We start from the raw sequence: 20,013 nt of genomic DNA on the forward strand, positions 1-20,013 counted from the left end.
ACGCTTCAGGCGCCAGGCCCATGAGCCGATACGGGGTTCAGCTCATGGCCACAACAACCGTGGGTCCGCGGGGAAACCGACAACCGACACGGGGCCGGTGGGGGTCGGCTTCCATGATCGACAGGACAGGCCCCTAGCCCCAACGCCGTTCAGTTAGCTTGCGGGTGGACTTGGTCGTCCACCGCAGCGGCGACATCGGGTCAACCACGCATGTCCGGCTCCACCAGGGCCAGCAACGCCGGCCGCGGGCGTGCATCGAGTTCCACCAGGCGTTTACGGCCCCCGCCCGCCCTGCGCGTCCGACCCAACGGCCCCTCGCCAGCCTCCAGATCGGACATACCGTCGCCGACCGGGTCCACATCGGCGCCGCGACGGTCAAGACCCACATCACCAGCCTGATGACCGAGACCAGCAGCCCCAACCGGGTACGCCTGGCCCTGTTCGCCCGCGGTGCCTGAGCGGCGCCCCTCGCTCGGCAGACCCCCCGCGCCCCGCGAGTGGAGGTGGGCTCGCCTCATCGTCCGCTGGCCTGCACCGGCTCGCTCCGGCCGCGCCTGGGTTTGATCCGGCCCGGTTCGGGTAGGCCGCCGCACTTCTCAGTGGGACACGTGCCCACAGTTGTCGCACTGCGGATACCCAATGATTCGCAGGAGGGGAACATACCCATGTTGTCGGTGCTCGACCCCCGCCATACCGTCGCCCCTCCCGGATACAGTCGCTGGCTCATTCCGCCGGCGGCGCTGGCGGTGCATTTGTGCATCGGGCAGGTCTACGCGACCAGCGTCTACAAGAACTCCCTCATCGCGTATTTCGGGGCCAGCCAGACGGCTATCGGGGTCATCTTCAGCATCGCCATCGTCATGTTGGGGCTTTCCGCGGCGGTCGGCGGCACGTGGGCGGAGCGCAGCGGACCCCGCAAGACGATGTTCACCTCCGCGTGTTTCTGGGCAGCGGGTTTCCTGGTCGGGGCGCTCGGCATCGCCACCAAGCAGCTCTGGCTGCTTTACCTCGGCTACGGGGTGATCGGCGGCATCGGACTCGGCCTCGGCTATATCTCGCCGGTCTCCACCCTGATCAAGTGGTTCCCGGACCGGCCCGGCCTCGCCACCGGCATGGCCATCATGGGCTTCGGCGGCGGCGCGATGCTTGCCAGCCCGGTCTCCCGTCAGCTGCTTTCGCTCTACGATCCTGGCTTCCACCCCACCAACGCCGGTGCGGTGGCCTCGGGCAGCGCGCTGGTACGGCTCTTTCTCACGCTCGGCGTCGGCTACTTCCTGATCATGATGCTCGGCGTGCTGAACGTGCGGGTTCCCCCACCCGGCTGGCGCCCGGCCGGGTTCGATCCCGCCTCGGTCCGGGCCAAGCCACTGGTCACCACGGCGAGCGTGTCCGCGGCGAACGCGATCCGCACGCGCTCGTTCTGGCTGCTCTGGATCGTGTTGTTCACCAACGTGACCGCCGGCATCGGCATCCTGGAGCAGGCCGCCCCGATGATCCAGGACTTCTTCCGCGACAACGGCGTGTCGGCCGTCTCGATCGCGGCGGCGTCGGGTTTCGTGGGCGTGTTGTCGCTGTTCAACCTGGCCGGGCGGTTCGGGTGGTCGTGGACGTCCGACATCATCGGCCGCAAGCCGATCTACGTGGCCTACCTCGGCCTCGGCATGGTGCTCTACACCCTGCTCGCGCTGGTCGGACACACCGCCACGGTGGTGTTCGTGCTGTTGGCCGGCATCATCATCTCCTTCTACGGCGGCGGCTTCGCCACCGTCCCCGCCTACCTGCGCGACCTGTTCGGCACTCACCAGGTGGGCGCCATTCACGGCCGGCTGCTCACCGCCTGGTCCGCCGCCGGCGTGGCCGGGCCGCTGATCGTCAACGGCGTCCTCGACGCCCAGGGCAAACCGGGCACGTTCACCGCTTCGGCGTACCGGCCGGCGCTGTTCACCATGGTCGCCGTGCTGGCCGTCGGATTCATCGCCAACCTGCTGGTCCGCCCCGTCCCGGAACGTTTCCACGAACCGGACACTGGCGGAGCGGTTCCCGTAGCGCCCGCCGAACGGACCGACCCCGTCGCCCTGCGGCCGGAGAGCCGGCCCGCGGCCAACGCCGTGGCCCCGCAGCAGGCCCGGCTCTGGATATCGTGGGCGCTGGTCACCGTGCTGCTCGGCTACGGCGTGGTACAGACCGTCATCACCGCCGCGAAGCTGATCACCGAGTGATCGCCGCTCCCGTCACGCGACCCGTCCGCTCCAGCGGCTGCCGCCCACGCACCCGCCTCCGCCGCCGGGGAAGAGCACGAACGCCTCAGGTAGTGCAGCGCGTCGTACCGCCGGGCGTCGGCACGATCCGGCTTGTGCGGCGCCCATCGGCTTGCCGTGACCAAGCCTCAGCGGCATCGGTGAGCGGGTTAGCGGGCAGCAGCTGACTGTGGCCTACGAGTCCGGCCAGGCGGTCCCTCTGGGGATGTGACCTTCGTACGCCACCCGCAGCGCACCGCCAACGCCGCAGCGGGTTGCTGCTGCCGCCGATCACCCGTCTGCCGACCAGCCCGGGCAAGCCGCGGCCGCCCTTCGAGACGTCGGGGCCCTGAGCCGGGCCGGCGCGGTCACTCCCTTCGCCCGGCGGATGGAGATCATATGTGGTTGACTGCTGGGCGGAGGCGTTCAGGCGGCTGGTGCCCCTCCCGGTCTTCAAAACCGGTGTGGTCCGGGACCCGGGCCAGGCGGGTTCGATTCCCGTCCGTCTCCGCCAAGCAGGCGCAGGGAGATGACGCATGCCCGACGGCACGGCCGATCCGCGTCGGCGGGTGCCGCGCACCGACGCGCTCCTCGCCGACCCGGTGTTCGCCGCCGCCGCCGGCACGCTCGGTCGCGACCGGGTCAAGGCCGCGATCGTCCGCGCGCAGCAGCGCGCCCGTCGCGGCGACATCACCCCCGAAGAGGTACGCGACGCCGCGCTGGCCGACCTGCCGGCGCCGGCGCCCCGGGCGGTGCTGAACGCCACCGGCGTCGTGCTGCACACCAACCTCGGCCGGGCGCCGCTGTCGGCCGCCGCGGTCGAGGCGATGGTCGCCGCCGCCGGGCATACCGATGTGGAGCTGGACCTGCGCACCGGCCGGCGGGCCCGCCGCGGCCGGGACACCCTCGACGCGCTCGCCGCCGCCGTGCCCGACGCGGCGGCCGTGCACGTGGTCAACAACGGCGCCGCCGCGTTGGTGCTCGCCGCCACCGCCCTCGCCGCGGACGCGGAGATCGTGGTCAGCCGCGGCGAACTGGTCGAGATCGGCGACGGGTTCCGCCTGCCCGACCTGCTGGAGAGCACCGGCGCGCGGCTGCGCGAGGTGGGCACCACCAACCGCACCACCCGGGCCGACTACGCCGCCGCGATCGGCCCGCGCACCGGCTTCGTGCTCAAGGTCCACCCGTCGAACTTCCTGGTCACCGGCTTCACCTCGGCGGTGCCGGTGCGCGAGCTGGCCACCCTCGGCGTGCCGGTGGTGGCCGACATCGGCTCCGGGCTGCTCGCCCCCGACCCGCTGCTGCCCGACGAGCCGGACTCCGCCAGCACCCTGCGCGCCGGCGCGGCGCTGGTCACCGCCAGCGGCGACAAGCTCCTCGGCGGCCCGCAGGCCGGGCTGCTGCTCGGCGACGCCGACCTGGTCGAGCGGCTGCGCCGGCACCCGCTGGCCCGGGCCCTGCGGGCGGACAAGCTCACCCTGGCCGCCCTCGCCGCCACCCTGCACGCCCCGACCACCCCCACCCGCGAGGCGCTGCACGCCGACCCCGCCGTGCTGCGTGAGCGGGCGGAACGGCTGCGGGACCGGCTCGGGGAGGACGGCCGCAAGGCCGAGGTGGTGCCCTGCGTCTCGGTGGTCGGTGGCGGCGGCGCTCCCGGGGTGGAACTCGACTCGTGGGCGCTGAGCCTGCCCGAGCGGTACGCCGAGCCGCTGCGTACCGGCGAGCCGCCGGTGCTCGGCCGGGTGCTGCACGGCCGGCTCCTGCTCGACCTGCGCTGCGTGCCGGCCGAGGCCGACGGGACGATCCGGGCGGCCGTCCTGCGGGTGGGCGACTGAGGTGTGGGTCGTCGCCACCGCCGGACACGTCGACCACGGCAAGTCCACCCTGGTCCGGGCGCTCACCGGGATGGAACCCGACCGCTGGGCCGAGGAGCGCCGCCGGGGGATGACCATCGACCTCGGCTTCGCCTGGACCACTCTGCCCTCCGGCGGCACCGTCGCCTTCGTCGACGTGCCCGGGCACGAGCGGTTCGTGCCGAACATGCTCGCCGGGGTCGGGCCGGCGCCGGCCGCACTGATCGTGGTCGCCGCGGACGAGGGCTGGATGCCGCAGTCCGCCGAGCACCTGGCCGCCCTGCACGCGCTCGGGGTGTCGTACGGCCTGCTGGCGGTGACCCGCGCGGACCTCGCCGACCCGGGGCCGGCGCTGGCCCAGGCCCGGGCGGAGATCGCGGCCACCTCGCTGGGCGAGGTGGCGGCCGTCGCGGTCAGCGGCGCGACCGGCGCCGGCCTGCCCGAGCTGCGGGCCGCCCTGGACCGCCTCGCCGCCCGGCTGCCCGCCCCGGCGTTCGACGCCCCGGTCCGGCTGTGGGTGGACCGCTCGTTCACCATCAGGGGCAGCGGCACCGTGGTCACCGGCACCCTCGGCGGCGGCCGGCTGCGCGTCGGCGACCAGCTCGAACTCGCCGCCACCGGCGAACCGGTCCGGGTCCGCGGCCTGCACTCCCTGAACGCCGCGCACCAGCAGGTGGACGCGGTGGCCCGGGTGGCGGTGAACCTGCGCGGGGTATCCCGGGACCGGGTCGCCCGCGGCGACGCGCTGCTCAGCCCCGGCCGCTTCCGGCTGACCGATCTGCTGGACGTGCGGCTCGCCGGCGACCCGGCCGCCGACCTGCCGGCCACCCTCACCCTGCACGTCGGCTCGGCCGCGGTGCCCGCCCGGGTCAGGCCGCTGGCCCCCGACACGGTACGGCTCCGACTGGCCCGCCCGCTGCCGCTGCTGATCGGCGACCGGGCGCTGCTGCGCGACCCGGGCCGGCACCACGTCGCCGGCGGGGTGACCGTCCTGGACGTGGCCCCGCCGCCGCTGCGCCGCCGCGGCGCGGCGACCGCCCGGGCGGTGGTGCTGGCCGGGCTGGACGGCCGGCCCGACCTCGCCGGGGAGCTGCGCCGCCGGGCCCTGGTCCGGGCCGGCGAGCTGACCCGGATGGGCGTGCCGGTCACCGTCGCGCTGGTGACCGGGGACTGGCTGGCCGACCCGGAGCACTGGCGCCGCCTCGGCGTCCGGCTCACCGAGGAGGTCACCCGGTACGCCGGGGAACATCCCCTCGAACCCGGCGTGCCGGTGGAGGTGCTGCGCCAGCGCCTCGCCCTGCCCGACCGGGCACTGGTGGAGGCGCTGCTCCGGCCACCGCTGCGGCTGCGCGCCGGCCGGGTCACCGCGGCGGCGGTCGACGCGCTGCCGGAGCCGGTGGCCCGGGCCGTCGACCGGGTCCGCGCCGAGTACGGCGACCGCCCCTTCCAGGCCCCCGAGACGCACCACCTCGCCGACCTGGGGCTCGGCCCCCGGGAGATCGGCGCGGCGGTGCGGGCCGGTGCCCTGCTCAAGCTCGCCGACAACGTGGTGCTTCTCCCCGGCGCGCTCGACGACGCGGTGCGGGTCCTCGCACGCCTGCCGCAGCCGTTCACCCTCAGCGCCGCCCGGCAGGCCCTGGAGACCACTCGCCGGGTCGCCGTGCCGCTGCTCGAGCTGCTCGACCGGCGGGGCGCCACCCGCCGGCTGCCCGACGACGCCCGTGAGGTGGTCGCCCCGCCGGGCTGACCGGCGCGGACGAAGACGACCCGCCCGGCCGGCGCGGTCGCCTACCGTGACGCCATGGACCCATCGGCGGTCTGGCGGGACAAGCAGCACCGGTGGCGCATCGAGGCGTACCGGGCGCCGGACCTGCGCTTCGCCATCTTCGCCACCAACGGCACCACCGAGTCGGCGCCGCTGTGGCTGTTCGGGATGGCCGCGCTGGCCCGGTGGCTGATGACCCACGCCATCTCCCTGGACGACCTGGAGAACGACTGACCGGGTGCCCGGCGGGCGTGCGGTGGAGCGGGAGGGGGTGTGATGGCCGGTCAGCTCGCCCTGGTGGCCGTCCTGGTCCTGGTGAACGCGGCGCTCTCCGGCAGCGAGATGGCGCTGGTGACGCTCCGCGAGGGGCAGCTGCGGCGGCTGGGCCGCGCCGGTCGTACCGGCGGGCGGCTGGTCCGCCTGGCCCGGGAGCCGAACCGCTACCTGGCCACCATCCAGCTCGGCATCACCCTGGCCGGCTTCCTCGCCTCGGCGGCGGCCGCGGTGTCGCTGGCCGAGCCGCTGGTCGGGCCGCTGGCCTTCCTCGGCCGGGCTGCCCGCCCGGTCGCGGTGGTGCTGGTGACGGTGGTGCTGACCTTCGTGACCCTCGTCGTCGGCGAGCTGGCGCCGAAGCGGTTGGCGATGCAGTGGGCGGAGCGCTGGGCGCTGCTCAGCGCCGCTCCGCTGGACCTGCTGGGCCGGCTGTCCCGGCCGGCGGTGTGGCTGCTCAGCCGCAGCACCGACCTGCTGGTCCGGCTCGCCGGTGGGGACCCGCGGGCCAGCCGCGAGGAGGTGACCGAGGAGGAGTTGCGCGAGATGCTGGTCAGCCAGCGGGGTCTGTCCGCGCAGCAGCGGGAGATCCTGTCCGGGGCGTTCGACATCGCCGGCCGGACGCTGCGGGAGATCCTGGTCCCGCGCCGGGACGTGACGGTCGTGCCGGCGTCGGCGCCGGCCCCGGAGGCGATGCGGCGACTGGCGGCCGCCGGCCGGTCCCGGGCCCCGGTGGTCGGGCCGGGCGGCCTGGACGACGTGTGCGGCGTACTGCACATCCGCGACCTGGTCGATGCCGGTGACGCCACCGCGGGCGAGCGGGCCCGGCCGCCGTTGCTGCTGCCCGGGACGCTTCCCGTCGCCGACGCGATGCGCCAGTTCCGCCAGCGTCACGAGCAGATCGCCCTGGTGGTCGACGAGCACGGCGGGGTCGACGGCCTGGTGACCATGGAGGACCTGCTCGAGGAGGTGGTCGGCGAGCTCTACGACGAGACCGACCGGGACGTGCGCGGGGTGGTCCGGGAGCCGGACGGCGCGCTGCTGCTCTCCGGCGACTTCCCGCTGCACGACCTGCCGGACGTCGGGGTGCGGCTGACCTTCCCGCTGTCCCGGGACTACACCACGGTCGCCGGCTTGGTGCTGGCTCGGCTGGGGCGGGTGCCCGACGGGCCCGGGGAGACGGTGCGCCTGCCCGGGCTCACCGTCACGGTGGTCGAGGTGGCCGACCGGGCGGTCCGCCGGGTGCGGCTACGCGGTCCGGCCGCCGGCGGCCGGCCGGAGTGACCCGGACGGGGGAATCAGCCGGAAAGCCGCAGAGCCGAGGCGGACGGGCCGTACCGTCCGGAATGTGAAGGACCGAGGCATGCGGACGTTCGTCGCCGTGCTCGCCGGGCTCGCGGTGATCTATTTCGGCGTCACCGGGCACCAGAGCAGCGGCGAGGAGGGTGGCGGGATCTCCGGCGGGGTCGTGCTGCTCGCCCTGGGCGCGGCGCTGCTGGCGTGGCACCTCACCAAGCCGCCGGCGGGGCCGGTCAAGTGAGCCTCAGCGGGCCGCCGCGCTCCGGCTGACCTCGCCCGCCGACTCCTCGCCCAGCGCGACCCGTACCAGCGCCGAGGCGAGCCGCCCGAAGTCGGCGTCGCCGACCAGGCCGGCCAGCCCGCCCGGGTTCGCCGGCAGCCCCAGCTGCTTCGCGCCGGCCAGGGTCCGCCGGTCGGCGTACGGGCGCACGTCCGGCCAGACCGTCTGCGCCTCGCGTAGGAAGATGTCCGCCCCGGTGGGGCCGATGCCCGGGAACTCGGTGAGCAGCCGGCGCAGCACCGGCCGGTCGCCGTCGGCCTCCCGGTGCATCCGGCGCAGGTCCCCGTGCCAGCGGTCCAGGCAGAGCCGGGCGCCGGTGCCCAGCATGGTGGCGGTCCGTTCGTCGTAGCGTCGGTAGTGCCCGCGGCCGAGCGCGTCGACCCGGTCCTGCCAGCTCGCCGCCTCCATCGCCTGCGGGGTCCGGTAGCCGGCCGCGAAGAGCTCCCGCGCGGCGGCGAGGGCCACCCCGGCCCGGATCCGGGTGCTCAACAGCGTGGTGAGCACCAGCAGCTGGTACAGCGGCCCGGGGCGGTCGGCCAGCCGGATCCCCGCCTCCTCGGCGTACGTCCGGTCCTGCCGGTCCAGCAGCACCCGCGCCACGTTCCGATCGTCCCGCATCCCGGAGGTGTACCCGTCCCGCGTCGGCCCAGACCTTCGGCCGTGCCCGGGACCCGGAATGCGTCCGACGGCGGCGGGTAACCCGCACAGGTGCGCGGCCTACGCCGTGTGCGTCCACCGGAAGGAGCAACCCGTGACGAACGTGCAGCAGCCCGAGATGCGCCGCAACGGGCACAACCCGACCGTCCAGGACAGCAAGGAGCCCGGCCCCGACGGCGCACCGCGCAACCGCGGGAGGTCCCAGGGAGACCGGGGACGACCGACGCCGAAGGGTCAGGTCTCGCCGTACGGTCCGGCCGGTGCGTCGGTCGCCGACGACGAGAGCGACGCCTAACGCGCACGCCGCGACGGCGGTCGCAGCCGCTTCCAGGTGGCTGCGGCCGCCATTCCGTACGCCAGGTGCGGAATGAGGTCAGCCACCCAGTCGGTGCGCCGCCAGGTCCGGGGGTCGCTCAGCCCCAGCACGGTGATCGAGCTGTCCGTGGTGGCCATCACGCCCCCGCCGAGCAGGCCCGCCGCCACCGGCAGCGGGATCCGCCGACGGGCCAGGAGCAGCCCGAAGGCCGCCCCGGCCGCGATTCCCGTGGCGTACCCGAGCAGGGGCCCGAGGCCCGAGCGGCGGTTGGCCGCCCGGTCCTCGGGCCCGAGGTCGACGTGTGCCACGCTGGCCAGCCGGCGCGCCGTTTCCTCCGGGATGCTGCTCGCCGGGCGCGCCCGGGCCACCATGTCGAGGTAGCTGACGACGTTCAACGCGACGCTGCCCACCGCACCGGCGATGGCGCCGTCGACCAGTTCCCTCGTGTTCACTTCGGATCGCCGGGTTCGCGTTCGCCCTTGGGGCCGAACGTCCGTTCCCCCCGTACGACGCCCCGCTGGCCGCGGTCGTCCTGCAGGATCCGGTTGGCGACCTGGTTCGCCTCCTGGTCCGCCGCCCGCCCGGACTGCTCGATCAGATCGCGCAGCCGTGCCCGTTGCTTGTCGTACGCGCTGCTGCCCGGCCGTGGTCCTGGCATTGCTGCCTCCTCCTGTAGGCGTGCCCGGGTCGTCTACCCGGCGCCGTCGGGGTCATTCGTGCCCGCGAGGCTCAGGCGGGGGCGCGGACCACGGCGACGGGACACGCGGCGTGATGCAGCACGCCGTGGCTGACCGATCCGAGGAGCAGCCCGGTCAGCTCGCTCCGGCCCTGACTGCCGACCACCAGCAGCTGGGCGTCGCGGGCGGCCTCGGTGAGCGCGGCGACCGGCCGGGCCTGCACCACCGCGCGGGTGACCGGCACGTCCGGGTACCGCTCGGTGAGCCCGGTGATGGACTCGGCGAGCACCCGCTCCTCCTCGCCGCGCAGCTGGTGCTCCTCGTAGACCAGGGGCTGCATGTCGCCCGGCCCGCCGGAGACCGGGTGGGTGTAGGCGTGCACCGCGTGCAGCCGGGTGCCGCGCACCGCCGCCTCCTCCGCGGCGAACTCGACCGCGGCCCGGGACAGCGCCGAGCCGTCCACCCCGACCACCACCGGCCCGCCCGCGTGCTCCTCGCCCCGGGCCACCAGTACCGGGCAGTCCGCGTAGGAGGCCACCTGGATCGCCACCGCGCCCACCACCAGCGCGGCGAAGCCGCCCAGGCCCCGGTCGCCGAGCCCGATCATCGTGGCGGTGGGGGACTCGCCGACCAGCACGGCGGAGGCCTCGCCGTCGATGATCTCCCCGGAGACCCGCAGCCCCGGCGCCGCCGCCTCCGCCTCGGCCACCGCCGCGGCCACCAGCTCCTGCGCCTGGTGCCGCAGGCCGCCGCCGGGCGGCCCCTCGGCGAGCGGATCCACCGGTACGCGCAGCAGCGGCCAGATGAAGCCGTGCACCACCCGCAGCGGGCGGTGCCGGCGGGCCGCGTCGGCCGCGGCGAGGCGGACGGCCCGCAGCGACGGCTCCGAGCCGTCCACGCCGACCACCACCGCCGCGCCGTTCGCCGAGTTCACCGCTGCACCTCCTGGCCGCCGGACGCCCGCGGCCAGTATCGCGGCCCGCGACCGGTCCACGGGGCGATACCGCCGGAGCCGACCCCCTGGGTACGCTGTCGACCATCGCCCGAGGAAGGGAGCCTCGTCGATGGCCGAGCCCGACCGGCCGAGCATCGCCCGCATGATCGACTTCTGGCTCGGCGGCGAGCACCACTTCCCGGTGGACGTGGCCGCGGCCCGCGCCTTCGAGGAGGCGCACGGCCCCGGCGCGCTGATCTTCCGGTCCCTGCGCGAGTTCCTCGGCCGGGCGGTCCGGTCGATCGCCGACGCGGGGGTGGACAGCTTCCTGGTCTTCGGGGCCGGCGTGCCGACCCGGGGCAACGTGCACGAGGTCGTCCCCGAGGCGACCGTCCTCTACACCGACGTCGACCCGGTGACCATCCGGCTCGGCCAGCGCATCCTCGCCGGCAGCGACCGCGCCGGCTACGGCTTCGGCGACGCCACCGACATCGGCACGATCGACCCGGCCCAGCTGCACCGGTTCGTCCCGGGCTGGGGGAGGAGGCCGGTCGGGGTGGTCTTCCTCGGGCTGGCCGCGTTCCTCGACGACGAGACGCTCTCCCGGACCCTGGACGAGCTCTACGTGGCGGTCGCGCCGGGCAGCTTCCTCGCCGTCGACTTCGACGGGGAGGAGCTGGCCGGGTATCCGCAGGCCCTGGCGCTGCTGGGGCCTGCGTTCCGGATGCGCCCGCCCGCCGCGTTCGGTCCGCTGCTGGGTTGCTGGGAGCCGACCGCCGACGGCGTCGTGCCGGTTGCCCGGTGGCGTCCGGACGGCGAGCCGGCCGCGGTGCCGGACGCCTGCTACGGCGTGGTGGCGACGAAGCCGGCCTCCTGACGGTCACTCTCTTACGCCCCTCGACCGGGGTCCCGCCAAGGGGGCGGGCCGCCGGGCGGGGCGCTGCCCTGCGCCGGTCGGAACCGGGCGTCCGGGACGGCAGCCGACCTCCGTATGATGCTTGCCCCAGAGCAATAATCGTCTCGGAGGATGCACATGCCGGATGTGGCCGGACAGGTGTCGCGCGCCCTGCGCCTGGCGCCGCCCGACCAGTTGGCGGAGGCCGCCGACCGGGCGATCCGCGCGGCGCTGGGGGCGTCGCGCAGCGAGGTGTTCATCGCCGACTACCGGTTCAGCGGGCTCTGGCCGGTGCTGGACCCGGAGCTGCCGGACGCCGGCTTCCTCTCCTGCCACGGCGTGGCTCAGCGCTGCTTCAGCAGCCAGCACCCGGTGCTGGACGCCGGCGAGAACGGCCGGTGCCGCGTCTACCTGCCGCTGTCGGTCTGGGGCGAGCGGCTCGGGGTGCTGCTGGTCGAGCTGACCGGCCAGCCGGACCCGGCGACGGTGCGGGTGGCCCAGGACATCGCGGGCGAGCTGGCGGTGGCGCTGCGCGCGGCCGACCGGGAGACCGACCGCTACCGCCGGGCCCGGCGCCGGGAGCGGCTGAGCATGGCCGCCGAGATGCAGTGGGACCTGCTGCCCGGGCGCAGCATCGCGCACGGCGCGTTCCTGCTGGCCGGGCAGCTCGAACCGGCGTACACGGTCGGCGGTGACCACTTCGACTGGTCGGTCGACGGCGACCGGCTCACCGTCACCGTGCTCAACGGCACCGGCAACGGCCTGGCGGCCTCGCTGCTCACCGCGGTCACCGTGAACGCGATGCGCAACGCCCGCCGGTCCGGCGGGAGCCTGGTCGAGCAGGCCGAACTGGCCTCGGACACCATCTTCTACCAGCACCGCGGCAGCCGGCACGTGGCGACGCTCCTGCTGGAGCTGGACACCCGGCGCGGCGTGGTCAAGGCGGTGGACGCCGGCTCGCCGCACGTGCTGCGGCTGCGCGGGGGCACGGTCACCCCGATCGCCCTGGAGCAGCAGCTGCCGCTGGGCATGTTCGCCGAGACCCGGTACGACGTGCAGGAGTTCGCGGTGGAGCTGGGGGACCGGCTCTTCGTGGTCAGCGACGGCGTGTACGCCGCCGAGCCGGCTGGCCAGGAGCCTTACGGGGAAAGGGCCATGGCGCGGTCGATGCGGTCGACTCGGCTGCAGCCGGCGACGGAGGCAGTTGGTACGGTGATGCGCGAACTGCACGCGTACCACGTCGACGCGGACCTCCGTGACGATGCGGTCGTCGTCTGCCTGGACTGGCGCGGTTCCGGCCGTGCGGACGACGGGTGCGAGCGGTGAACCGACCGGCGGAGTGAACACGAGCGGGACGATCGCAGGGGACAGCGGGTGGAGCGACCTCCGAATCTTGCCGCGGCCATCGACGCGGCCGCTGAGGCGCTCGTCGGCGTGCTCGATTCGGCGACGTCCCGGCACAACGTCGGCGTCTCGCCGACCCAGCTGCGGGTGCTCTCGCTGATCATGGCGCACCCGGAGACCAACGTGAACCGGCTGGCCGAGCTGCTGGACGTGGTGCCGTCGTCGGCGAGCCGGCTCTGTGACCGGCTGGAGGCGGTGGGTCTGGTCCGCCGGGTGGCGGACCCCCGCGACCGGCGCGAGGTCCGGTTGATCCCGACCGCGGCGGCCGAGACGCTGCTGCGGGAGTTGACGGACCGCCGGCACCAGGCCGTGCAGGCCGTCCTCGACCGGATGCCCAACCGGGTGCAGCACGAGCTGCTGCTGGCCCTGGTCGCGTTCAGCCAGGCCGCGGCGGCCATGTCGGTGCCGCAGACCGGCACCGACTCCACCTCCGCCGCCCGCACCGCCTGACCGATCGCCCGGGCCGATCAGGCGTTCCGCCCTGCCCCCAGCCGTTCAACTAGTGTCCTAGGATGCCCTACGGATAGTGCGAGGCCTCACAGAAACCGAAAGCTGAGCAGCGACGCGAGCTGGGTCCCGGGGCCGCGAGAGAGGGCCCGATATAGTGGCAGCGCAACTCACCGGCCCACGATCAACCCGATCGTGGGCCGCATCGGGGGAGGTCCCAGCCCGGGATCGCAGAGGGCGCCGGCGCTGACCGGCCGGCAACGCGCACGTTCCTCCGCAGCGGCCGACCACGGTCGGCTGCCGGATCGTGCTGCGAAGGGAGGGTTCGGTGTCGCGTCGCCCGGCTCGCGCGGAGCGTTCGGCTTCCCGCGGTACGACGGCGGTCGTGGGGGACCGCGTCCTCACCCTGCCGAACGTGATCAGTTTCGTCCGCCTGGTCGGCGTACCGCTCTTCCTCTACCTCTTCCTGGTCGTCCGCGCGGACGTGGCGGCGATCGTGGTGCTCGCCATCGGCGGCACCAGCGACTGGGTCGACGGCTGGATCGCCCGCCGCCTGCACCAGGTCAGCCGGCTGGGGGAGCTGCTCGACCCGCTCGCCGACCGGCTCTACATCCTGGCCACGCTGCTGGCGTTCACCGCGCGGGAGGTGGTGCCGTGGCAGTTCACCGGGGCGCTGCTCGCCCGCGAGTTGCTCCTGCTCGGCTCGCTGGCCGTGCTGCGCCGGTACGGCTACGGGCCACCGCCGGTGCACTACGTGGGCAAGACCGCCACCTTCCTGCTGCTGGCCGCGTTCCCGATTCTGCTGCTCGCCGCGGCGGCGCCGGCCACGGCGACCGCCGCCGGCGCGATCGGCTGGGGGCTGGCCTGGTGGGGGCTGGTGCTCTACTGGGTGGCCGGCGCGATGTACGTGGTGCAGGCCAGCCGCTTGGTCCGCGAGATGCGCTCCCGCTCGGGAGGTGCGCCGGCATGAGCTCGACCCCCCGCGACGGCCGGGACCCCTCGGCCCGGGTGTACGCGCCGGACTTCCTCACCGACCTGTTCCGCAACCCCCTCGACCCCGGGTACGGGGATGCGGCGGCGCGCCGTCGGGAGGTCCCGCCGTCCCGCCTCCGCCGGTTGGCGGCCCGCCCGGTGACCGTGGTGGTCGTGGTGGCGATCGGATTCCTCTTCTCCGTCGCCTACCGGGAGACGATGGCGGAGGAGCCGGGCCGGGCGAAGGCCCGCGCCGGGCTGATCGCCGAGATCAAGCAGCGGGAGAGCGAGACCGACCGGTTGACCGCGCGCGCGGACCAGTTGCGCGAGGAGGTGAGCCGGCAGCGGGACGCGGCGCTGAGTGGCTCGCAGGCGTCCCGGTTGCGCAACCTGGAGGCCGGCACCGGTCTGGCCCGGGTGCGGGGTGACGGTGTGGTGGTGCGGCTGGCCGACGCCGCCGAGGACAAGGACGCGGTGACGGGCGCGGACGCGGGGCCGTCCCGGGTGTTGTACTCCGACCTGCAGAAGGTGGCCAACGCGTTGTGGGCGGCGGGCGCGGAGGCGGTCGCGGTCAACGGTCAGCGGTTGACGGCGACGTCGACGATCCGGTCGGCGGGGGAGGCGATCCTCGTCGACTACCGGCCGGTGACGGGCCCGTACGAGGTGGCGGCGATCGGGCCGGGTTCGATGCGGGACCGGTTCGACGACAGCCGGGCGGCGAGCCTGATGCGGGAGGTCGCGCGGAGCACGGGCCTGTCGTTCGGGGTGAAGGAGGCCGAGGACCTCACCCTGCCGGCCGCGCCGCAGCCACGGCTACGCTACGCCGAGCCCTCGGTCAGTCCGAGCCCGTCGCCGTCGGGCTCGGGCGTCGCGGGTTCGACCAGTCCCGGGCCGACCGGCTCGGGGACCTCTCCCAGCCCCTCCGGAGGTGGCCGATGATCGCGGTGCTGGCGTTGCTCGCCGGTGTGGTCCTCGGGGTGTACCTCGACCCCACCGTGCCCGCTGCGTTGCAGCCGTACCTGCCGATCGCCGTGGTGGCCGCGCTCGACGCGGTGTTCGGCGGGGTGCGGGCGAAGCTCGACCGGATCTTCGACGACAAGCAGTTCGTGGTGTCGTTCATCTCGAACGTGCTGGTGGCGGGTCTGATCGTGTACCTGGGCGACCAGCTGGGGGTGGGCGGTCAGCTCTCCACCGGTGTGGTGGTCGTGCTCGGGGTGCGCATCTTCGGAAACGTGGCGGCGATCCGTCGGCACCTGTTCCGGGCGTAGGTTTATGGCGATGAGTGACGAGCACAGGGAGACCGGGACCGGTTGGCCGGCGGCGGAGCCGACCCGGCCGGAGGGGCCGGCGGGTGAGCCGGATCCGCGGCCGGACGCGCCGGATCCCGACGAGCTGAGTCCGCTGGCGCCGGACGAGCCGGCGGAGCGGGAGCCGCACGAGCCGGCGGAGCGGGAGGCCGAGGCGCCGGCGGGTCCCGAGGCCGAGCCGGAGGCGTCCACGCCGGCCGTGGGTGCGGTGGCGGCGGGATCGGTGCGGCGGCGGCTGACGTCGGCGGGGGCGATGATCGCCGTGCTGCTGGCGTTGCTGGGGTTCACCCTGGTGGTGCAGTTGAAGACGACCTCGGCGGATCCGACCCTGGCGGCGACCCGGGAGGAGGACCTGGTCCGCATCTCGTCGGATCTGGATTCCCGGGAGCGGCGGCTGCGGCAGGAAATCGAGGCGTTGGAGGAGAGCCAGCGGCAGCTGCGCTCGGGTGAGCAGGGTCGGCAGGCGGCGCTGGAGGAGGCGACGCGGCGGGCCGACGAGTTGGGCATCCTGGCGGGCACGTTGCCGGCGGTGGGGCCGGGCCTGTCGGTGGGCTTCGTGGGGAGCGGCAAGGCGATCTCGTCGACGCGGATCCTGGACGCGGTGGAGGAGCTGCGCGGCGCGGGCGCGGAGGCGATGCAGATCGCCGGTGCGGACGGGACGGCGGTGCGGATCATCGCGTCGACGTATTTCGTGGACGCGGAGGACGGCGGCCTGGTGGTGGACGGGCGGCGGTTGAGCGGCCCATACACGATCCTGGTGATCGGTGATCCGGCGACGATGCGCACGGCCTTGAACATTCCCGGCGGGGTGGTCGCATCGGTCAACGACGCCGGCGGTAGCGTGACCCCGGTGGATCGTGAGGTTGTGGAGGTTTCGCAGCTGCACGCGCCGATCAAGCTGGAACACGCCCGTCCGGTTTCCTGACCGGGCGCGGCCGGCACCGGTTTCCCCCGGTGCACCGATGGATGAAGGACGCAGCTGGTGATTCCTGAGGATCTGCGGTACACCGCCGAGCACGAGTGGGTGGTTGGTGCGGACGGCGGCGCCGTCCGGGTCGGCATCACGCACTTCGCGCAGGACGCCCTGGGTGACATCGTGTTCGTCCAGTTGCCGGACGAGGGTGCGGTGGTGGCGGCGGGTGAGCCGCTTGGTGAGATCGAGTCGACGAAGAGCGTGTCGGAGATCTACGCGCCGATCAGCGGTACGGTGGCGGCGCGTAACGAGGCGCTCGGCGACACCCCTGAGGTGATCAACACGGACCCGTACGGTGCGGGGTGGTTGTTGGAGATCACTCCGGATGATCCGGCGGCGGTCGAGGGTCTGCTGACCGCTGGCGCGTACCGCGAGCTCACTGAGAGCTGAGTGTCGTGCCGGGCGGGCGGGGCTTGTCTCCGCGCGTCCGGGTTGCCCTGCATTTCGGCGCTGGCTAGGCTCGCCCAGTCGACCGAGAACCCAATAGTTGAGCGTTTGTGGAATGCGCCTTCCCGGGCACGGGGAGCCAGCCGCCGGGTGTGACTGCCCGGCGGCCAGACCCGCCATTACCCGACGCCGACCGAACAGATCCGTGAGGTGGTCCCCATGACGCGCCCAGACGACGAGTTCCCCCCACTCGACGTCACTTCGACGCTCAATCTCGGCTCGCTCGACGAAGTGCTGGAGGGTCCGGACACCGATGTGGTGCCGAGCCGGATGTCCGGTTCGTTGCCGCCGGGGATGGCGCTGCTGGTGGTTCGCCGGGGTCCGAACGCGGGCGCCCGGTTCCTGTTGGACCACGATGTGACGACGAGTGGCCGGCACCCGGACAGTGACATCTTCCTGGACGACGTGACGGTGTCGCGGCGGCACGCGGAGTTCCACCGGGACGGTGGCACGTTCACGGTGCGGGACGTGGGCAGCCTGAACGGCACGTACGTGAATCGGGAGCGGGTCGAGGCGGCCACGTTGAGCAATGGTGACGAGGTGCAGATCGGCAAGTTCCGGGTGGTGTTCATCGCCGGTCCGCGCCCGGAGGAGGAGGCCGGCCGGGGGTGAACGAGCCTGCGGCTTCGACGCCGCCCGGGGCGGCCGGGTCTCACCCGCTGATGAGTATCGGTGAGGTGCTGGGGCAGTTGCGGGTGGAGTTCCCGGACGTCACCATCTCGAAGTTGCGGTTCCTGGAGACCGAGGGTCTGGTGGAGCCGCAGCGGACGCCGGCGGGGTATCGGAAGTACAGCTGGGACGATGTGGCGCGGTTGCGGTTCGTGCTGACCGCGCAGCGGGACGAGTATCTGCCGTTGCGGGTGATCCGTGACCAGTTGACGGAGTGGAACGCGTCGGGTGGGGCGGCGGGTCGGCAGCGGCCGACGTTGGTGGCGGTCGGTCCCGGTGGTGAGGTGCCGGGTCAGCGTGAGCAGGAGCCGGTCGAGTCGTCGGAGCTGCGCCTGGGGCGGGCGGAGCTGATCTCCCGTAGTGGGATCGACGAGTCGACGTTGGGTGAGTTGGAGCGGCTCGGTGTGCTGGTGTCCGATCCGGCGGGTTGGTTCGACGCGGACGCTCTGATCATCGCGCGGGCGGTTGCGGGGTTGGCGGCGTACGGGCTGGAGCCGCGGCATCTGCGGGGTTACCGGACGGCGGCGGATCGGGAGGTCGGTCTGTTCGCGCAGTTGGTGGCTCCGTTGGCGCGGCAGAGTGATCCGGCGGCGCGGTCCCGGGCGGCGGAGACGGCGCGGGAGTTGGTGGCGTTGTCGCAGCAGTTGCACGCGGCCCTGGTGCGGGTGGGGTTGCGGTCGACGTTGGGTCGGTGACGGTGGGGCCGGGTGTCGGTGACGCCCGGCCCTTCGTCGTGTGAGAGCGGAAAGATCTGCCCCGGGAAGCGTGTCGTAGGCTTGCCGGGGTAACCCCTTTCTGTCGAGACGCGTGGTGCACGTAGCGCATGGGACTCCCGTGTCGCGGTCCGTGTACCGTGCAGGGAAGGGCGCGGTGCGGGCGTAGGTGACAACGACACGGAGGCGGCGGTGCGCGAGCTGAGCGTGGTCGGAGTTCGGGTGGAGCTGCCCAGCAACCAGCCGATCGTCCTGCTGCGGGAGGTCGAGGGGGACCGCTATCTGCCGATCTGGATCGGCGCGGTCGAGGCGACGGCGATCGCCTACGAGCAGCAGGGGGTCAAGCCGGCCCGGCCGTTGACGCATGATCTGTTGCGCGATGTGCTGGCGGCGTTGCAGGCGCCGTTGCGGGCGGTGGAGATCACCGAGTTGAAGGAGAACGTCTTCTACGCCGATCTGCTGATCGGGGACGGTGTGCGGGTGTCCGCGCGGCCGAGCGATGCCATCGCGTTGGCGTTGCGGGTCGGGGCTCCGATTCGTTGTGCCGAGCAGGTCCTCAGCGAGGCGGGGATCGTGATCCCGGACGAGCAGGAGGACGAGGTGGAGAAGTTCCGCGAGTTCCTGGAGCAGGTGCGGCCGGAGGACTTCGCGGGCTGAGTCCCGTCCCGGTCGGGTGTCGACGGCCGGCGACCCGCCGTCACGGTGGGTGACGATGTGGTGTCTTAGGTGATCTTCCGGGTGGCTGCGCGGCGTGTCGCGTCGGTTCCTCCGTGGTAACTCCTGAAGGCCGCTATAGGGTTGCGGTGTCGAGGGGTGCACGTCCGGAAAAAACGGCGTGTCGCCGCACGGGCGGGGAGGTTGTCCGGATGCACGAGTCGCGAGATCCTGATCCGGGTACGCCGCAGCGGTCGGGTGGGGCGTCGCCCGACCCGGGCACCGAGGGTGATGGTGCGGTGGGCTACCGGGGTGTGACGGCCTGCCAGGCGGTGGGTATCAGCTACCGGCAGTTGGACTATTGGGCCCGGACGGGCCTGGTGGTGCCGAGCGTGCGGGACGCGTCGGGTTCGGGGACGTCCCGGTTGTACTCCTTCCGCGACCTGGTGGTGTTGAAGGTCGTGAAGCGGCTGCTGGACGCCGGGGTTTCTTTGCAGAACATCCGCAAGGCGATCGAGGCGTTGCGGTCGCGTGGGGTGGAGGACCTGGCGGGGATCACGCTGATCTCGGACGGGACGACGGTGTACGAGTGCCGGTCGCCGGAGGAGGTGGTCGACCTGTTGCAGGGCGGCCAGGGCGTGTTCGGCATCGCGATCGGCGGAGCGTTCAAGGAGATCCAGGGTTCGCTGTCGCATCTGCCGGCGGAGCCGGCCGGGCAGGAGCCGGCGGCGCCGGCGCCCGAGGTCTCGGAGTCGGCGGGGGACGAGTTGGCGGCGCGTCGGGCGCGGCGTCGGGCGGGTTGACCCGTCGTCGGGCGGTGACACGCCCGGGGTGTTTTCGGATCGCGTCGTGGCTGAGGCCCGGCGCGATCTGTCGTTGGTGACGATGGGTGTTCCGATGTGGACGCTGCGATGGGGTCCGGTGAGTCCGGTGGGCGGGACCGTCGGTGTTCTCGGTGTCGTGCGTGGCCAGGCGGGCGCGGCCGGCCGGCGGCGGACACGGTCGACTGTGGACTGTCTCGTCCACGGATAACGCGCTGGTGGACGCAGTGTGGCGGCGCGGTAGCGGCGGGTGAAGGAACGGTCCGCACAACCGTCACGTAGCGTGATCGCATCCTGTCAAAAATCCGATAGGGGGGCCGTGACCGCATCGATGCTGCGCGCTATGGTCCGTCACGGTCGCTGTCGCGTTCCCGTCCCGGCACGGACGCCGGCGGACGCCGGCGGCCGTTGCCCCTCGCGGCG

Annotated in this window: 23 protein-coding genes, 1 tRNA gene and 1 pseudogene; 20 read left to right on the forward strand and 5 right to left on the reverse strand. The window is 73.6% G+C overall.

Annotated elements, in window-relative coordinates:
- Positions 1-154 precede the first annotated feature (154 nt).
- Positions 155-407: pseudogene (locus EV384_RS21400) on the reverse strand (ISAzo13-like element transposase-related protein); the annotation flags it as partial.
- A 258-nt stretch (positions 408-665) separates the two neighbouring features.
- On the opposite strand from EV384_RS21400, the gene EV384_RS21410 reads away from it, so the two are divergent.
- The 7 genes from EV384_RS21410 (at position 666) to EV384_RS21435 (ending at position 7,665) form a co-directional block, all read left to right on the forward strand.
- Entirely contained in the window at positions 666-2,219 is a 1,554-nt protein-coding gene (locus EV384_RS21410) for an OFA family MFS transporter (RefSeq protein ID WP_130335976.1), read from the forward strand.
- Between the two features lie 436 nt (positions 2,220-2,655).
- Positions 2,656-2,751, forward strand: a tRNA-Sec gene (locus EV384_RS34945).
- A 22-nt stretch (positions 2,752-2,773) separates the two neighbouring features.
- The gene (selA, locus tag EV384_RS21415; RefSeq protein WP_130335978.1) at positions 2,774-4,072 is read left to right on the forward strand and encodes an L-seryl-tRNA(Sec) selenium transferase; all 1,299 of its coding nucleotides are present in this window, start codon (positions 2,774-2,776) and stop codon (positions 4,070-4,072) included.
- A gap of 1 nt (position 4,073) precedes the next feature.
- Positions 4,074-5,837: a selenocysteine-specific translation elongation factor gene (selB, locus tag EV384_RS21420; protein ID WP_130335980.1), complete on the forward strand. Its 1,764-nt coding sequence runs from the start codon at positions 4,074-4,076 to the stop codon at positions 5,835-5,837.
- 54 nt (positions 5,838-5,891) lie between these two features.
- On the forward strand, positions 5,892-6,089 hold the full coding sequence (locus EV384_RS21425; RefSeq protein WP_089014379.1) for a hypothetical protein: 198 nt from the start codon (positions 5,892-5,894) through the stop codon (positions 6,087-6,089).
- 42 nt (positions 6,090-6,131) lie between these two features.
- Positions 6,132-7,409, forward strand: a complete 1,278-nt coding sequence (locus EV384_RS21430; RefSeq protein WP_130335982.1) for a hemolysin family protein — start codon at positions 6,132-6,134, stop codon at positions 7,407-7,409.
- A gap of 79 nt (positions 7,410-7,488) precedes the next feature.
- On the forward strand, positions 7,489-7,665 hold the full coding sequence (locus tag EV384_RS21435; RefSeq protein ID WP_165440008.1) for a hypothetical protein: 177 nt from the start codon (positions 7,489-7,491) through the stop codon (positions 7,663-7,665).
- 3 nt (positions 7,666-7,668) lie between these two features.
- Here the strand turns inward: EV384_RS21435 and EV384_RS21440 are convergent, their stop codons facing one another.
- On the reverse strand, positions 7,669-8,322 hold the full coding sequence (locus tag EV384_RS21440; RefSeq protein WP_130335986.1) for an HhH-GDP family DNA glycosylase: 654 nt from the start codon (positions 8,320-8,322) through the stop codon (positions 7,669-7,671).
- A 133-nt stretch (positions 8,323-8,455) separates the two neighbouring features.
- Here EV384_RS21440 and EV384_RS21445 point away from each other — a divergent pair, with 133 nt between their 5' ends.
- A complete protein-coding gene (locus EV384_RS21445; protein WP_130335988.1) occupies positions 8,456-8,656 on the forward strand; it encodes a hypothetical protein in 201 nt (66 codons plus the stop codon).
- Here EV384_RS21445 and EV384_RS21450 read toward each other — a convergent pair.
- The 3 genes from EV384_RS21450 to EV384_RS21460 all read right to left on the reverse strand — a co-directional run bounded on the left by EV384_RS21450 (position 8,653) and on the right by EV384_RS21460 (position 10,288).
- The gene (locus EV384_RS21450; protein ID WP_130335990.1) at positions 8,653-9,129 is read right to left on the reverse strand and encodes a hypothetical protein; all 477 of its coding nucleotides are present in this window, start codon (positions 9,127-9,129) and stop codon (positions 8,653-8,655) included. The two genes, EV384_RS21445 and EV384_RS21450, sit on opposite strands and share 4 nt — an antisense overlap.
- Positions 9,126-9,335 carry a phosphatidylethanolamine-binding protein gene (locus EV384_RS21455; RefSeq protein ID WP_130335992.1) on the reverse strand — a complete coding sequence of 70 codons (210 nt, stop codon included), beginning with the start codon at positions 9,333-9,335 and terminating at the stop codon, positions 9,126-9,128. The genes EV384_RS21450 and EV384_RS21455 overlap by 4 nt, the downstream gene beginning before the upstream one ends.
- A 71-nt stretch (positions 9,336-9,406) precedes the next feature.
- On the reverse strand, positions 9,407-10,288 hold the full coding sequence (locus EV384_RS21460) for a universal stress protein (RefSeq protein ID WP_130335994.1): 882 nt from the start codon (positions 10,286-10,288) through the stop codon (positions 9,407-9,409).
- A gap of 130 nt (positions 10,289-10,418) precedes the next feature.
- On the opposite strand from EV384_RS21460, the gene EV384_RS21465 reads away from it, so the two are divergent.
- From EV384_RS21465 to EV384_RS21520, 12 genes are all read left to right on the forward strand, one after another.
- On the forward strand, positions 10,419-11,165 hold the full coding sequence (locus tag EV384_RS21465; RefSeq protein WP_130335996.1) for an SAM-dependent methyltransferase: 747 nt from the start codon (positions 10,419-10,421) through the stop codon (positions 11,163-11,165).
- 156 nt (positions 11,166-11,321) lie between these two features.
- Positions 11,322-12,509, forward strand: a complete 1,188-nt coding sequence (locus EV384_RS21470; RefSeq protein ID WP_130340720.1) for a PP2C family protein-serine/threonine phosphatase — start codon at positions 11,322-11,324, stop codon at positions 12,507-12,509.
- A 48-nt stretch (positions 12,510-12,557) separates the two neighbouring features.
- Positions 12,558-13,037 (forward strand): MarR family winged helix-turn-helix transcriptional regulator, encoded by a 480-nt coding sequence (locus tag EV384_RS21475; RefSeq protein ID WP_130335998.1) that lies wholly within the window; start codon positions 12,558-12,560, stop codon positions 13,035-13,037.
- Between the two features lie 325 nt (positions 13,038-13,362).
- A complete protein-coding gene (gene clsA / locus EV384_RS21480) occupies positions 13,363-14,004 on the forward strand; it encodes a cardiolipin synthase ClsA (RefSeq protein ID WP_423202911.1) in 642 nt (213 codons plus the stop codon).
- Positions 14,001-14,945, forward strand: coding sequence for a DUF881 domain-containing protein (locus EV384_RS21485; RefSeq protein WP_130336002.1), 945 nt, complete (start codon positions 14,001-14,003; stop codon positions 14,943-14,945). Before clsA ends, EV384_RS21485 begins: the two co-directional genes overlap by 4 nt.
- Positions 14,942-15,274 (forward strand): small basic family protein, encoded by a 333-nt coding sequence (locus tag EV384_RS21490; RefSeq protein WP_007071104.1) that lies wholly within the window; start codon positions 14,942-14,944, stop codon positions 15,272-15,274. The genes EV384_RS21485 and EV384_RS21490 overlap by 4 nt, the downstream gene beginning before the upstream one ends.
- Positions 15,275-15,284: 10 nt before the next feature.
- Positions 15,285-16,238: a DUF881 domain-containing protein gene (locus EV384_RS21495; protein ID WP_130336004.1), complete on the forward strand. Its 954-nt coding sequence runs from the start codon at positions 15,285-15,287 to the stop codon at positions 16,236-16,238.
- Between the two features lie 57 nt (positions 16,239-16,295).
- Entirely contained in the window at positions 16,296-16,676 is a 381-nt protein-coding gene (gene gcvH, locus EV384_RS21500; protein ID WP_130336006.1) for a glycine cleavage system protein GcvH, read from the forward strand.
- A 216-nt stretch (positions 16,677-16,892) separates the two neighbouring features.
- Complete coding sequence (gene odhI / locus EV384_RS21505; RefSeq protein WP_007071101.1) at positions 16,893-17,345, forward strand: oxoglutarate dehydrogenase inhibitor Odhl; 453 nt, start codon at positions 16,893-16,895, stop codon at positions 17,343-17,345.
- Positions 17,346-17,395: 50 nt separating this feature from the next.
- Positions 17,396-18,097 carry a transcriptional regulator FtsR gene (gene ftsR, locus EV384_RS21510; RefSeq protein ID WP_207232395.1) on the forward strand — a complete coding sequence of 234 codons (702 nt, stop codon included), beginning with the start codon at positions 17,396-17,398 and terminating at the stop codon, positions 18,095-18,097.
- 210 nt (positions 18,098-18,307) lie between these two features.
- On the forward strand, positions 18,308-18,772 hold the full coding sequence (locus EV384_RS21515; protein WP_130336010.1) for a bifunctional nuclease family protein: 465 nt from the start codon (positions 18,308-18,310) through the stop codon (positions 18,770-18,772).
- A 209-nt stretch (positions 18,773-18,981) separates the two neighbouring features.
- The gene (locus tag EV384_RS21520) at positions 18,982-19,572 is read left to right on the forward strand and encodes a MerR family transcriptional regulator (protein WP_207232396.1); all 591 of its coding nucleotides are present in this window, start codon (positions 18,982-18,984) and stop codon (positions 19,570-19,572) included.
- The last annotated feature ends 441 nt before the right edge of the window (positions 19,573-20,013 follow it).

This window comes from Micromonospora kangleipakensis, assembly GCF_004217615.1.
Lineage (GTDB): Bacteria > Actinomycetota > Actinomycetes > Mycobacteriales > Micromonosporaceae > Micromonospora > Micromonospora kangleipakensis.

Coding starts and splice junctions, on each gene's coding strand:
- EV384_RS21410 (WP_130335976.1), top strand. CDS start 666: ATGTTGTCGGTGCTCGACCCCCGCCATACCGTCGCCCCTCCCGGATAC.
- selA (WP_130335978.1), top strand. CDS start 2,774: ATGCCCGACGGCACGGCCGATCCGCGTCGGCGGGTGCCGCGCACCGAC.
- EV384_RS21425 (WP_089014379.1), top strand. CDS start 5,892: ATGGACCCATCGGCGGTCTGGCGGGACAAGCAGCACCGGTGGCGCATC.
- EV384_RS21430 (WP_130335982.1), top strand. CDS start 6,132: ATGGCCGGTCAGCTCGCCCTGGTGGCCGTCCTGGTCCTGGTGAACGCG.
- EV384_RS21435 (WP_165440008.1), top strand. CDS start 7,489: ATGCGGACGTTCGTCGCCGTGCTCGCCGGGCTCGCGGTGATCTATTTC.
- EV384_RS21440 (WP_130335986.1), bottom strand. CDS start 8,322: ATGCGGGACGATCGGAACGTGGCGCGGGTGCTGCTGGACCGGCAGGAC.
- EV384_RS21455 (WP_130335992.1), bottom strand. CDS start 9,335: ATGCCAGGACCACGGCCGGGCAGCAGCGCGTACGACAAGCAACGGGCA.
- EV384_RS21465 (WP_130335996.1), top strand. CDS start 10,419: ATGGCCGAGCCCGACCGGCCGAGCATCGCCCGCATGATCGACTTCTGG.
- EV384_RS21470 (WP_130340720.1), top strand. CDS start 11,322: ATGCCGGATGTGGCCGGACAGGTGTCGCGCGCCCTGCGCCTGGCGCCG.
- EV384_RS21485 (WP_130336002.1), top strand. CDS start 14,001: ATGAGCTCGACCCCCCGCGACGGCCGGGACCCCTCGGCCCGGGTGTAC.
- EV384_RS21490 (WP_007071104.1), top strand. CDS start 14,942: ATGATCGCGGTGCTGGCGTTGCTCGCCGGTGTGGTCCTCGGGGTGTAC.
- EV384_RS21495 (WP_130336004.1), top strand. CDS start 15,285: ATGAGTGACGAGCACAGGGAGACCGGGACCGGTTGGCCGGCGGCGGAG.
- odhI (WP_007071101.1), top strand. CDS start 16,893: ATGACGCGCCCAGACGACGAGTTCCCCCCACTCGACGTCACTTCGACG.
- ftsR (WP_207232395.1), top strand. CDS start 17,396: ATGAGTATCGGTGAGGTGCTGGGGCAGTTGCGGGTGGAGTTCCCGGAC.
- EV384_RS21520 (WP_207232396.1), top strand. CDS start 18,982: ATGCACGAGTCGCGAGATCCTGATCCGGGTACGCCGCAGCGGTCGGGT.